The sequence below is a fragment of the Paenibacillus sp. FSL H3-0457 genome (genome assembly GCF_037981725.1).
GTDB classification, from domain to species: Bacteria; Bacillota; Bacilli; order Paenibacillales; family Paenibacillaceae; genus Paenibacillus; species Paenibacillus amylolyticus.
The window spans coordinates 2,455,506-2,469,965 of sequence record NZ_CP150283.1 but is presented as its reverse complement, the minus strand read 5'-3'; the positions used below and the strand labels follow the sequence as shown (position 1 = coordinate 2,469,965).

The 14,460-nt window shown below is 48.3% G+C and carries 10 protein-coding genes; 3 read left to right on the top strand and 7 right to left on the bottom strand.

Features of this window, described 5'->3' with window-relative positions; translation table 11 throughout:
- Positions 1–117: 117 nt before the first annotated feature.
- The 5 genes from MHH25_RS11080 to MHH25_RS11060 all read right to left on the bottom strand — a co-directional run bounded on the left by MHH25_RS11080 (position 118) and on the right by MHH25_RS11060 (position 7,010).
- Entirely contained in the window at positions 118–3,168 is a 3,051-nt protein-coding gene (locus tag MHH25_RS11080) for a X2-like carbohydrate binding domain-containing protein (RefSeq protein WP_235200767.1), read from the bottom strand.
- A gap of 435 nt (positions 3,169–3,603) precedes the next feature.
- Positions 3,604–4,485, bottom strand: coding sequence for an SMP-30/gluconolactonase/LRE family protein (locus MHH25_RS11075; RefSeq protein ID WP_036609490.1), 882 nt, complete (start codon positions 4,483–4,485; stop codon positions 3,604–3,606).
- A gap of 12 nt (positions 4,486–4,497) precedes the next feature.
- Positions 4,498–5,163, bottom strand: coding sequence for an SGNH/GDSL hydrolase family protein (locus MHH25_RS11070; RefSeq protein WP_047842445.1), 666 nt, complete (start codon positions 5,161–5,163; stop codon positions 4,498–4,500).
- Positions 5,164–5,244: 81 nt separating this feature from the next.
- Complete coding sequence (locus MHH25_RS11065; protein ID WP_340020002.1) at positions 5,245–6,033, bottom strand: alpha/beta hydrolase; 789 nt, start codon at positions 6,031–6,033, stop codon at positions 5,245–5,247.
- A gap of 143 nt (positions 6,034–6,176) precedes the next feature.
- Positions 6,177–7,010, bottom strand: coding sequence for an AraC family transcriptional regulator (locus tag MHH25_RS11060; RefSeq protein WP_036609496.1), 834 nt, complete (start codon positions 7,008–7,010; stop codon positions 6,177–6,179).
- Positions 7,011–7,138: 128 nt separating this feature from the next.
- On the opposite strand from MHH25_RS11060, the gene MHH25_RS11055 reads away from it, so the two are divergent.
- From MHH25_RS11055 to MHH25_RS11045, 3 genes are all read left to right on the top strand, one after another.
- Positions 7,139–9,166, top strand: a complete 2,028-nt coding sequence (locus MHH25_RS11055; RefSeq protein ID WP_340020001.1) for a beta-galactosidase — start codon at positions 7,139–7,141, stop codon at positions 9,164–9,166.
- A gap of 437 nt (positions 9,167–9,603) precedes the next feature.
- Positions 9,604–10,560 carry a WYL domain-containing protein gene (locus MHH25_RS11050; RefSeq protein WP_340020000.1) on the top strand — a complete coding sequence of 319 codons (957 nt, stop codon included), beginning with the start codon at positions 9,604–9,606 and terminating at the stop codon, positions 10,558–10,560.
- Positions 10,561–10,594: 34 nt separating this feature from the next.
- Positions 10,595–11,281 (top strand): hypothetical protein, encoded by a 687-nt coding sequence (locus MHH25_RS11045; protein ID WP_340019999.1) that lies wholly within the window; start codon positions 10,595–10,597, stop codon positions 11,279–11,281.
- Between the two features lie 100 nt (positions 11,282–11,381).
- Here the strand turns inward: MHH25_RS11045 and MHH25_RS11040 are convergent, their stop codons facing one another.
- Both MHH25_RS11040 and MHH25_RS11035 read right to left on the bottom strand, forming a co-directional pair.
- The gene (locus MHH25_RS11040) at positions 11,382–12,896 is read right to left on the bottom strand and encodes an altronate dehydratase family protein (protein ID WP_340019998.1); all 1,515 of its coding nucleotides are present in this window, start codon (positions 12,894–12,896) and stop codon (positions 11,382–11,384) included.
- Positions 12,893–14,410: a tagaturonate reductase gene (locus MHH25_RS11035; protein WP_340019997.1), complete on the bottom strand. Its 1,518-nt coding sequence runs from the start codon at positions 14,408–14,410 to the stop codon at positions 12,893–12,895. Before MHH25_RS11035 ends, MHH25_RS11040 begins: the two co-directional genes overlap by 4 nt.
- Positions 14,411–14,460 lie beyond the last annotated feature (50 nt).

The window sequence follows — 14,460 nt, the reverse complement described above, 5'->3', positions numbered from 1 at the left end:
GGTAACTATCTATAGTTTACACTATATTTCGACAAAATAAGAAGCCCCGACTCGCCATTTGATCATCTGGCGAATCAGGACCCCTATTTCAATCCTTTATTTCGTTAAATCACTCACTTATGGTTCAATCCCCCATTGGAGACTTCCCGCGATATAACCAGTGACTTTGGACCAGTCCGTATAGGAAGTCTGACTACCTGCAAAAGAATAATCATCCGTTTGCGTATAGTTGGTCCAATTGTTCTTGGAGATGCGCGTATGGATTTCCGTACTTTGTCCTGCATTCAGAGTTCCAGCAGAAGCTGTGAATCCAATCTCAAGCACGTGGTCAGCACCTGTTCGAACTGGATTGAGTGCACTGAACGTGCCTGTTACATTCGCACTGCCAGCAGTCGCCCAGTCAGCGAAGAAGTTCTGAGGCTGTTCGCCGTTTATTGTGTAATAATATCTGATTTTCACATCAGACAGATTCAAGGCTGTAGTACCTGTGTTTGTCAGTTTGAATTTGGGACTAATCGAGCTGCCCGTCGCTGAAGTGTTGCTGTTAAACATCTCAATGCGTATGGTTCCAGCAGGTGCAGCTGTCGTGTCTTTAATGAGCAGATTCAAGGTCGCAGGAGCACCTGCGCTGAATTGAAAGGTTAGCGTCGCTGCGCCATTGGGAAGTGAAGCCAAGTAGTTTTTACTTAATACGACCTCATTGCCTGTCAACGTGTAATCTGTACCTGAAACCAGCGTTGCATTCCCATTGCGAATGGATGCAAGTGTATTGCCGTTAAGTGTTAACGTGACTGGAATATTAATCTGATTGCCTGCTTTGCGATCAAATTCGGCTGTAACCGGTGTAATCGCAGAGTTGGTCACTGGAGTACCCCCGCCGTCTCCTCCGCCATTGTTACCTCCAACACGGTCAGCATACAAAATTCCGCGGCCATTTGTTCCGAGATATACTCTTCCATACAAACGCGGATCACCCGTAATTGTGGTTACACGAGCATACTGATGTTGATCATCATTGATACGAACCCAATTGGCACCACCGTCATCGGAGCGGAAGAATCCACGTGTTCCATCGATCTGTGCAACCGTGTATAACGCAACAACGCTCTGCCCAGGGGCCGCTTTACCAAATCCGATACTGTCTGCTTCCTCTACATTGGCAAGCTTCGTGAATGTCGCGCCTGAATCCGTGGAATGCCATAATCCGTAAGGACCTTCTTCCTCACTACCACCTGCAAACCAGAGTTCACCTTCAACACCTGGAACGGCATCCAGATCGGCATTTCCTTCCATCGGAAGTCCGGTCGCAGATGTTGCCGTGAAAGTAGCACCACCATTCACACTCACATAGATTTTACCCGCTGCAAATCCATAAAATTTGTTTGGATTGACACGATCCGAAATCACTTTTGCCTGTGCAGGTATGCCCGTACTTGCCGTCCATGAATTGCCGCCAGTCGAATAATGTACGCCTTTATCTGATGTGCTCCATACGAGTCGGTTACCATTCGCAGAGATGGCTACGGTCCCCCCTCCGGTTGTGCCGGCAGGTTCTGCATTAGCCTTATACCACGTAGTACCTCCGTCACTGGACAAACCCATGGATTTTGCATTTGGATCAGCAGCATAATCTGCTTTACCTACGCGAACCATCGTATTTGGACTTAACTCTGCAAAATCCAGACTTTCTGTGGAAGGATAGTTCGGGCTCGTAAATATGGTAGCTGGAGCCTGGTCCAGATTGTTATGACGGAATCCGGAGACATCTCCCAATCCGCTTATCAAATGTGCACCACTTGGCGGGCTGACCAGATCCAGTACGGCAATCTCCTCAACCCCCTTCGCCATCACTGAAATATTGATTTTTTCATCATCATCCCAGTCTGTCAGATTCTTCGTTCCATAGATCGTAGCACCTGTTCCATACATCATGCGATCCGAATCAAACGGATCAATCTCCAGATCACCGATCATCCAGCCCAGTTTTGGGGTTGTTTCGGGTGGGGCAGGATTGGTGCCAAATGTGAGCCATGGCGCTGCCGAAATATCCTGTGTATAACGTAACTTCCGGTTCGGATATCCTTCAAATTCCCATATGCGTGTCCATGTCGCTCCGCCATCTGTACTCCGGAACAAGGTGGCATCCGGCCACCAGGAATTTAATGTCGCAACCATCAATGTACCGGGATTCTGTGCATCAACAGCCAATCCGCCATATCCAAAATAATTATCCGTGCTACTGCTTGGAACAGGGCTGATGTTGGTCCAGACACCTGTAGACGTATTCAGTTTCCACACGTCACCTTTTGCCCCATCATAGGGTCCAACACCATCGCTGTACGTAATATAGAGGCTTCCGTCTGAATCAAACACACCATGATGCGGGATATAACCTGTAGGTTGACCAGCAACAGCTGACCAGGTCAGGCCGCCATTTGTGCTGCGATATACGCTTTGATCTTTATCCGCAACACCCACATAGATTGTCTGGGTTGCTTGCCCTGCCGAACCTGTTGTTTTGTCAAATGTAATCCATGCCAGACCTACGATGTCACTGGTATATTCATTCGAAGGATCTTGCACATAATTTCCCGGATTCGGGAAGCTTGTGACTTCGTTCCAAGTCACACCGTAATCGGTACTTTTCCATAACCCATGACCACTTCGTGCACCGAAATACAGAATACTGTTATCATTTGGGTCCACGGTCAGGCGTTCTCCCATTGAACGTCCCGGCATGTTGCCGCCCACTTTGAACGGAAGTGTTGTGGTTTGCCATGTATCTCCCCGGTCCGTAGAGCGCAAGATGGAGCCATTATTTTGGTCCCACGAATTCGTATACGTCCCAACTGCCATATACACCCGATCGGGATCAACCGGGTCCGTAGCCAGTGCGTCCACACCATTCTTGTTCCAGTCATCCCAGCCGACAAAATCCGTTAAGGGTATCCACCTCTCGTCAGCCGCATTCCAGCGATAGGCCCCCCCGATATCTGTACGGGCATAGATCAGATCCTTTTCCGACTCGTTGAAAATAATGCCCGGTACAAACCCGCCTCCTGCACCCGTCACCACATTTTTCCACTCATAGGCTTCACTTGGTGCCGCCGCTGTTGTTCCAGCAAGTCCTCCCAGCGAGGCGGTTACTACAGCAACCGTCAGGCTCATCATTCGCAATTTCCCCATAAACGTTCTCATATTAACTTATCCTCCTCTTCTACTTCGTTACTGCATTTCGGTCTATCCCCGCTGTCTCATCGTGCTGATGATGGCGTGCCAGACGAATCAATGCATCCCTTGATACAAGAAGCCTCACCCCCTTCCAGTCATATTGTTAAGCGCTTACATAATTGTTCTTGATTCGCGGTTATCTGGATAATACTTTCAATAAATAACATTCGCTGGCAATCTCCAAACCCCTCTGTCGAAATTCCGATTTTTGTAAAATATTTTCAGTGTTTAAACAGGTTTATACAACAAAAAAAGATGCTGTTAGAACAGCACCTTTCGACATTTTATATAAGAGTAAAAAAAATGGAATCGTTTCTTTCCTGGCAAACCAGGCAGAGGTTCACTAAGGTTCACTACATAATTGGCACCTGTTTATTGCTGGCTACCATAAGCGTGAGTCTCCTGCCCTTTAACGCCCGGTCTGATGACAAAAAGTGAGCCCGCATCCGGTGTCTCTTTCAAACGTTCTTCCTTAATCCCTATACGTGCTGTTGTAATGTATAACTCTTCGAGATCCGGTCCACCAAAACAGCAGGATGTTACCTGATCTGCCGGCACCTCGATCTGTTGCAACAATTCTGATGTATGCGGGTTCCAACGAGTGACTCTTCCTCCGCCCCAGTGCGCAACCCACAGCATGCCCTCACCATCAACCGTCATCCCATCCGGAAAACCGAATTCCTCCGGTATGTGAATGATACTTGTCCGATTTTGTATCGTACCTGCCGTCAGATCAAAATCAAACCGGTCAATAGAACGTGTCGGGGTATCAATGTAATACATGGTCTGCCGATCCGGACTCCAGCCCAGACCGTTGGATGTAGACACACCTTGTACCATTGTGCGAACGGGTTGCCCTTGCTCCAAACAATACAATGATCCGGCTTTGCTCTCATTATTCATGCTCATCGTGCCTGCCCAGAAGCGACCCTTCGCATCACATTTTCCATCATTAAAACGATTGGTATCCTTATCTTGTTCAGGGTCTTCAATAGCCTGCAGCTCACCCGTAAGCAAGTGATACGTATGGAATCCACTGCGTAAAGCAACCACAACTTCGTCACCACGATAGGGAACAACAGCCCCGACATGTTCACCGACATCATAAGCCTGATCCTGCCCTGTAGCTGGATCATACACATGCACCTTGAAGCTTTCAATATCTACCCACAACAATCGATTGTTCTCCGCATCCCAGCTTGGACCTTCCCCCAGTAATGCCGGGGTTTGTACTGCTACAGTTACGTCGCTCATGCCATCACGTCCTTATTCAGATTTGACGCCGCCTGACCATTCGAATCCGATGGCATCCAAGAATGCTTTGGACAGTACCATATGGCCCGTTGCATCCGGATGTACCCGGTCATAAGTCAGCACAGACGTATAGAAATGATCCCAAAATGGAGCAAATGCAGCCTGTGTATCCACATACACTGCATCATACTCACTGGCTACCCTGCGTACCGCTTCTCCGTAGATATCCATCGTTGCCCGCATCGGGTCTTCCGGGTTGGCCTCAAGATAATAAGGCGTCATTAGCACCAGACCTTTCAGGTTGGGACGAACTGAAGCCACCAGTTCACGCAATGTGGATTCGTATTCTTCAAGAAACACATGTGAGTCTGTTGACAATGGGTTGTCGAACTGACGCCATACATCATTAATGCCGATCATGATCGTCAGCCAGTCCGGTTTAAGGTCAAGCACATCACGATCCCAGCGCTGTTTCAGATCACGAATCGTATTTCCACCATTACCCACATTCTGGACACGCAACATCAATTCCGGATAGATGGACCGCAAGAGGGCATAGACTTGCGCTACGTAACCATGGCCCAGACCTGAACTGCCTTCGCCTACAGGATGTTCCCGACCACAATCTGTAATCGAATCCCCGATAAACAGAAGCTTGTCATTTTTCTGCAATTTCATCGTTATTTTCTCCTTCGCTCCAAGGCGCTAATATAGGAATAATTGATTAGTCAGGACCGTTAAGTTGTTATCAATCAGTGATTACCAGCCTTGATTCTTGAGCCATGTGAGACACAGATCCGACCATACCCGAATCGCATGGTTGTCCTCAGCCAATCCAAGACCATGTGAACCTTTCTCAAAAACGTGCAAATCATAGGGAATGCCATGCGCACCCAATGCAAGTGCGTAACGCAAGCTATTCTCTACAGGCACTGCCTGGTCATCGCTGGTGTGCCAGATGAACGCTTCAGGAGCATCCGCTCTTACCTGCTGCTCCGCACTGAAAGCCTTGATCTGCTCGGCAGACGCATCAGACCCAAGCAAATTCTCACGGGAACCGGCATGTCCATAGAACTCCATCGTAATGACCGGATAACAGAGAATAACTCGGTCCGGGCGTGAACTCTGGCGTTCAATGAGGTCCTCATGATCCGGTTGTCCCTCGTCATACAGCGTTCCCAGTGTTGCTGTGAGATGTCCGCCTGCGGAGAAACCAAGTACTGCAATCTTGGCAGGGTTGATGCCATACTGCTCAGCATGAGCACGAACATAACGTATGGCACGCTGACCATCTGTTATAGGTGCAGGATGCTGGTGAGGCGCCACCCGATAATTCAGGACAAATGCACTTATACCTGCACGGTTCAACAATTCCGCTATTGGAGCACCTTCATGATCAGCCAAAAATCCATAGCCGCCCCCTGGACACACAATGACAGCGCTCTCGGAACCGGGCTGAATAAATGGAATCAAATGTGGCATCTCGTCTTCATGACCCTGGGCTGCATAAGGTGCAGCATGATCCCATAAGGGTATAGTTGTTGTCATCTTCAATCATCCTCTCCAAGTAGAACGGATACATGGGTCCGTTTAAACGTTTTCGAATCTCAGGAATCGATACCATCATAACGGTAATGACCCTAACGCATCAATACCTTCCTGGCATCACTTTTTGATCATTTGGGTACATGTTAGTACAAATTACGGAACTGTTCAGGAGTCACCCCCTCAATCCTGCGAAAAGTTGCTACAAAATGGCTTGCATCTCGAAACCCTACCCTAACTGCAGTTTCCCTAATCGTGGGTCTATGGTCTGCGGTCATGATTTCCTTGGCTTTGCGAATGCGCAGCAAAATGAAATAACTATAGGCTGTCATGCCAAAGGACTGCTTGAACAAGGTGTTCAGATGTCTGGATGAGATCCCCGTGACGTCAGCCATATGTTCGAGACCAATCTCGGGATTCGCATAATGCTGTTCCATGAATGCAATGAGCGGAGCGAGTCTCTCCACGGCATGAGAGATCGAAGAGCGATTGCCGGTCATGCCATGTTTTTTGAGCAAAATCAGAAATCGATATATATCCGCTGACGCCTCGAGTCCCGACAAATCCTGATCACTTCTGATTGAATCCAGCACTTCCTGGCCGTAATCATTGAACGGACTGCTCTGTTCCCACTGATGCAACGCTGCTTCACCCAGACTAAGTGACTCCAAGATTGCCGGACACTGGGAACCGCCAAATGTAATATAGAATGTCTCCCACTCTCCTTGGGCGCGCACATATTCATGCGGTTCATTTGGCGGCAGCAAAATACCTGATGCTTCCCCCAGTACGACCGTGGACCCGGCAAACTTGAATTCTCCGGCTCCCTTTACTGTCTGAAGCCAATGGTAACAGGGATACCCCACAGGTCTGGACACCTTCTCCTGATTGCCGTTATAACCCAGGCTCTCAATATAAAGGGGCAACGGCTGATCACGTGATGTCATGAAATATCGTTGATGTCGGGGGGAGATAAACATGGGATGCCTCCTTGGGTATAAGCTGAAATAAACTTCCGTATTCTTATATGAGTCATTACTTTTATTATATTTTAAAAGTCATATGTATCATATAGTATAGGATTATTCTTATACAAGAGGTGAACACATTGATTAGTAACAAACTGCCCAAAATGTTCTACGGGGGCGATTACAACCCGGAACAGTGGGATCACGAAACCCACCTTGAAGACCTGCGCATGTTCCAATTGGCAGGCATTGATATTGCCACAATCAACGTATTTTCATGGGCACTGATTCAGCCTGATGAAGTTACATACCGTTTTGAAGAACTCGACCAACTGATTAATCGCTTACATGAAAACGGTGTCTATATATGCCTTGCAACAAGCACTGCTGCCCATCCGGCCTGGATGGCAAAGAAATATCCAGACGTGCTTCGTGTAGATGCCGATGGACGCAAACGCAAATTCGGTGGGCGCCATAATTCCTGTCCCAACAGCCCGACCTATCGCAAATACGCTGAGAAGATTGCGGATAAACTGGCCGAACGATACAAGGATCACCCCGCGGTTCTCGTATGGCACATCTCCAACGAATATGGCGGTGAGTGCTACTGTGACAACTGTGAAAAAGCGTTCCGCGTGTATCTGAAAGAACGCTATCAGACTCTGGAACAGGTCAACAAAGCATGGAATACGAATTTCTGGGGGCATACCTTCTACGATTGGGACGAGATTGTATTACCAAGCAACCTGAGCGAACATTGGGGTAACAATAATTCAACGTTCCAGGGAATCTCGCTGGACTACTCTCGCTTCAACTCCGACAGCATGCTGGATTGTTATCTATTGGAATACAATGCGATCAAAAAACATATTCCGGACTCCGTTGTTACTACCAATCTGATGGGATTCTTCAAGCAATTGGACTATTTCAAATGGGCAAAATATTTGGATATCGTCTCCTGGGATAGTTATCCTGGTCTCGCAACACCCGTCAGCTTCACAGCAATGGCTCATGACCTTATGCGCGGACTGAAGGATGGTCAACCGTTCATGCTGATGGAGCAAACACCAAGTCAGCAGAACTGGCAGCCATATAACTCACTGAAACGTCCAGGTGTCATGCGTCTGTGGAGTTATCAATCTGTTGCGCACGGGGCCGATACCATCATGTTCTTCCAGCTTCGCCGCTCCATCGGTGCCTGTGAGAAGTATCATGGTGCAGTTATTGAGCATGCTGGGCATGAGAATACACGTGTATTCCGCGAAGTTGCTGAGCTGGGCAAGGAATTGCAGATTCTTGGAGATACCACGCTGGATGCATCTGTTGAATCCAAAGTGGCAATTGTGTTCGACTGGGACAACTGGTGGGCCATCGAAAAATCAAGCGGACCTACGGTTGCCCTGAACTATGTGGATCAGATCCATAAGTACTACGCAGCCTTCTTCCGCCGCAACATACAGGTAGATATCATCAGTGTGGATACGGATATGAGCAAATACGACATTGTCCTTGCCCCTGTTCTTTACATGGTTAAACCAGGGTTTGCCGCCAAACTGGAGAAGTATGTTGAAGCAGGTGGAACATTCCTGACAACCTTCTTCAGCGGCATTGTCAACGAGAACGATCTCGTGACTACAGGTGGATATCCGGGAGAACTTCGTAAACTGCTCGGAATCTGGGTGGAAGAGATTGATGCCCTGCTGCCTGAGCAAAAGAACCGCATTGTCCTCAAAGAAACCTACGGTGATCTTCAAGGAGAGTATGGCTGCGGCATGCTGTGTGACCTGCTGCACAGTGAAGGAGCCGAAGTCATCGCGGAGTATGGAGACGACTTTTATAAAGGCATGCCTGTTGTGACACGTAATACCTTTGGCCAAGGTGAAGCCTGGTACGTTGCATCCGACCCGGATGAGCGCTTCCTGGATGGTTTGCTGGGACAGCTTGCAGCAGCCAAGAACGTAGAGTCCTTGCTTGAGACACCAGAAGATGTTGAAGTAAGCGCACGAACCAAAGACGGCAAGCCCTACTTGTTTGTCATGAACCATAACGCAACCACGCAATCCTATGATCTGGGAACAGCTAAGGCACATGATCTGCTCACCAATCGTGAGCTTTCGGGAAGTGTTGAGATTGAAGCCCGTGGAGTGCAACTGCTCGAAATGAAATAAGCGATTTCACTTAATTGAAATCATCGAAATAATATAATGTGATAGAAATATCCGTGATACAAAGTGTCACATATTCATTCCTTTTATACTTGTTATTGTCTTCAGCAAGGATATTGGTATAGATTTCAGACCTTTATCGTCTTCTGTAAGCCAAAAGCTGCTACTTCCCGTATCCGTCTACACCGGATACGGGTTTTTGGCATGATCTGTGGTCTTTTTGATAGAAGGAAATATCAGTATGCAAAGCGAATTGGACGAGAAAGACATTTTAACAAAGCCTGCCGGAACATGCTTGTGAATCCTGATGCTGATCCATTATAAAATAATGAACAGTTGAAATATTGGTGACACTCATGATGTCACTTATTCGTTGTTACAATAGAAATATAACTACGACATCACTTTCCGGCGGCGCAGATCGAAACGGAGTGGCTGACATGAACAGAACAAATCGGCTTGCTGCCATCGTAATGGCATTACAGCATGGTCACGAAACGGCACACTCATTAGGTGAGAAATTTGAAGTTTCCCGTCGCACGATTCTTCGGGATATTCAGTCCCTCTCCGAGATGAATGTGCCCATTATTGCCATTTCCGGTCCGGGAGGCGGTTTCAGACTTATGGAGGGTTACGTATTACCCCCATTACAGCTGGACCCGGTAGAAGCAGCGACGCTCATATTCGCTCTTGAAGGTCTAAGTCGCTACGCCGACACACCCTTTCATGAGAAACGCTGGACCCTGATGAACAAAGTTAAGGCCATCATTCCGGATGATATTATGTCGCGAATTGATCCCATGCTCCAACAGCTGCATCATCATATTCCAGACCGCAATTACATTCTTCCTCATCTGGACGCACTGCTGGCATGTATACCCGAACACGGGTGGCTTAGTGTGCTGTATCGCTCCGTATCACGTCAGCGATGGTTGCATATCTGTCCCACACGGGTATATGCTTCCTCCGGCTTCTGGTACTGTGAAGCATATTCCCTCGAACATGGTGAACAGCGTCTGTTCCGGGTTGACCGAATTATCGATGTCAAAGCGATTGAACCACAGGATGCACTGGTGCTTAACGAACAGGCGGAGCAACAGCAGAGCAAGCCGCTCCCTCCAGAACAGCCGCCAACCCTGGTTAAGGCACAACTGAGTTATCGGGGAATGATTGAAGCTGAACAGGACGAGCATATTGGTGAAAAGATGATTGAAATTGCCCCGGATCTCTGGGAATTATCATTCCTTTGTCCACCAGGGGAATGGGACTGGGCCGTACGATTCTTTTACCGATTGGGACGTGAAGCCGAAGTGATCGAACCCCTCCAACTTCGCAGTGAGATTCGTCAGCATGCCGAGGAAGTAAGCCGAAGATACCTTGCTTCAACCAAGTCGTAGCTTGACTACACACAAAAAGGAGCCTACTGATATCATGACATATGAAGCCGTTACAACGTACGAAGAAGCAGTACAGCGTATCCAGTCTATAGGGCTGCTGCCTCTGGCACCACTATTTGCCGAATATCCTTCTCTATCATCGCTAACCCCCAAAGAAAATTGGCACAAGGATGATGAATTCGATCCCTGGTTATGGCGTTCACGCCTGGCTGAGGAGGGCATTGCTGCATATGGAAAATTTGTCAAAAAGAAAGCGCTTCTTGTCTCATCTGAATACTTCCCTTGGGTACACCGACTGCTTGCCGACTCCAGAACCATCAAGGAACAGTATGAAGCGGGTCTGCTCTCCCGTGAAGCGTTCAAACTCCATGCGTTAGTTGCAGAACAGGAAGGCATCGATGGACGTGCACTTCGTTCTCAGGCAGGATTCGGAGCAAAAGAAGACAAAAAAACATTTGACCGTGGACTTCTGGACCTTCAGGGCTGTGCAGCCATTGTGATCAGTGGCACCAAAGAAAAAGAAGGGCTCGCAGAAGGCAAAGTTGCATGGAACAGCTCCGCATATGAGACCGCAGATCACTGGATGCAACGTCATGGCATTAAGCCATTTGAAGGCAGCGCAGTAGAGGCGCGTGAACTGCTGGTTGCACAACTGCAACAACATGCTTCACCCGCCGTATTATCAAGCATCTCCAAAGCACTTGGCATCCGTGGAATCTAAATAAAGCCAATCCCGGTTGTAGTGCAAATTTCAACCGGAATTGGCTTTGGTTCACCATATAATGTAACCCAGACGATTAACAGCCTCCATCCAGAACGATTTAGAGAATTACGCCATCCTTGAATATGGCAATCTCCCGGAATCCATGCTGCTCACTGAGTGTATGTGACCGCCCAGAAGCAATGTCAATCAGCTGGCTGAACAGCTGTGCTTTCACCTCATCCATCGTCTGCCCCTCCAACAGCTGGCCTGCGTTGAAATCAATCCAGTGTTTTTTGCGATTAGCCAGATCGGATTGGGTCGCAATCTTGACGGTAGGTACCGGACCTCCGAAGGGAGTCCCCCGCCCTGTTGTGAAGAGCACAATATGTGCACCCGCCGCAGACAGTGCCGTTACAGACACCAGGTCATTACCCGGTGCTTCTACAATGTTCAGACCGGTTTGAGTTACACGTTTGCCATAGCGCAGAACGTCGACAACGGAAGAACGTCCTCCCTTTTGCGTACATCCAAGTGACTTTTCCTCTAGCGTTGTGATGCCACCAGCCTTATTCCCAGGTGAAGGATTCTCATAGATGTTCTGGCCATGGTTCACAAAATATTGCTTGAAGCCATTCACGAGGTCCACCAAATCGTGAAACACCTGCTCATTGGCAGCCCGGTTCATTAAGATCGTCTCCGCACCAAACATCTCCGGAACTTCCGTCAGAATAGCCGTACCCCCGGCAGCAACCAACATATCAGCAACTGCACCGACCAGCGGATTGGCTGTAATGCCAGATAAACCATCGGAACCGCCACACTTCAAACCAATTTTGAGTTTACTGAGCGGAAGCGGCTGCCGTTGTTCATGTTCAACGATCTCCACAAGTTCTTCCATCAGTCGAAGCCCTTCCTCAAGCTCGTCATCCGTTTCCTGTGCTTTGAGAAACCGTACTTTGCCTCGGTATTCCGGAGCAATACACTCACGGAATTCATCGACCTGATTGTTCTCACAGCCCAGACCGATGACGAGCACGCCTCCTGCATTCGGATGCTCCACCAAGGAGGCCAGCAACTGTTGTGTATACTTCAGATCATCACCAAGCTGTGAACACCCGAATGGATGTGGAAAGTGAAATACACCATCTACCCGGCTTCCAAACTGGGACTGACCCATACGTGCCAAAGCTTCACACACTTTATTGATACATCCAACCGTATTCACAATCCAGATCTCATTACGAATACCTGCTTCACCATTGGGGCGCAAATATCCATCGAATGAGCGCAGATGTTCCGGAGGCATGTCCGTCTGAACCTGCGCTCCCGGCTGATACTCATATTCAAGCAATCCGTGCAGACCCGTCTTCAGGTTGTGACTATGAATCCAGCTTCCCTGCTCGATCTGCTCTTGGGCAATCCCGATGGAGAAACCATACTTCATCACATCATCACCCGGCGCCAGGGTATGCACAGCAATCTTATGCCCTTTGGGCACGTCATCGAGCAGTGTAAAGGAAACACCGTCCGGCAGTGTAATGCGTTCTCCTTTGGCATAATCCCGAAGCGCTATAATGACATCATCCTGCGGTTGAATAGCAATCCAGTCATTGATTGTACTTGTTGTGTTCATTTCCCTTCACCTTCCAACAATCCGATTTCACGAACAAGTGTTGCACGCAGCCCCTCTCTTGCATCCAGATTTTCGCCCCAGATCAGGGTATCTGACAACACAGCCGCTACCCGGTCATCCAGTTGCTTCTGATCCCTGTTCAGCGTGTCATAACCTTCCCAGTGTGCAGCCAAAGCAGCCAGGACATCCGGGTCATCCCGCAGCAGAATGTCCTCCCCATTCAGTCGTTGTGCCTTGTAACCTTCTGGCGTATTTACCGGACGATAGAGACACAATAATCCAGCAAACCCTTGAATTAAACGTTCTGGCCAACTTCCCTGATTTTGCTCGTAAGACAAAAGTGTAGGCAGCACACGCACCTTGAATTTTCCGATCGTATTCAAAGCAATATCTTGCAATTTGTGATCAATATACGGGTTAAGGAACCGTTCGAATACTTCTTCTGCATACTGGTCCAGCTGATGATCGGGCATATCCAGAGCAGGCACGATCTCCTGATGCACAGCTTCCCTGATCCATGTGCCAAAATGTGGATCTTCCATCGTTTCTCTCACATGCTGCTTGCCTTGCAGAATGCCTAGTGATGACATTAAGGTATGTGCCCCATTCAAAATACGAACTTTGCGTACCTGAAAAGGCTTCAGATCTTTCACCCAATGTACATTGAGACCTGCCTGCTTGAGAGGAAGTTTTTTGTCCAATGATTCATCACCCTGAATGGCCCAAAAATGATATGGCTCTGCTGTATTAATCAACTGGTCCTCGTAACCCCAGCGATTCGTCAGGGAATCGGCTTCCTCCTGGCTCGGCGCACCTGTGACAATTCGATCTACCAGATTGTTCAGGAAGTGATTATGGTTCTCGATCCATGAACGGAAGCCATCCGAATACCCATAATCCTCACTATGACGGAGAACACAACTGCGCAGCACGTCACCATTGCCTTCAAGCAGCTCGCATGGCAGATGAATCAAACCTCTGGATGGATCACCATCAAATTTCAAATATCGCTGATGCAGGAAAACTGTTAATTTCCCCGGAAATGATTGGACCGGTTCACCCTCGATATAGTCCGTATACGTATATTTCAATCCTGATTCGGTTGTATTGGAAATAACGAACTCAAGTGAAGGCAGTTCCGCCAAGTTCAAAAAGGCATCCCATTCCTCATACGGATTGATACACTGTGAGAAAATGGAGATCAACTCTGTCCGCTCAACCGGCTTCCCTTGAGACAGCCCTCGTGTAATCATCGTATATAATCCATCCTGATCACGAATCTGCTCCAGCTTGGCTTTGCCTCCCGGTCGTGGTTGGGTAACAGCTACACTTCCATGGAATTTGCCTTGTCTGGCACTCTCATGAAGCATCCAGTCTGCAAATCCCCGCAAGAAATTACCTTCTCCAATCTGCAAAACCTTCACGGGACGCTCCATAATCTCCTTGCACTTGCGCTGACCATCGCTCCCCAGTAAATTCAGCTTCAACCTTGGCCGTTTCGTGCTTGCCGACATGGACACTCACCTCATCGATTATTTGTACTGTCGGAATGCAGCTCGAAGGC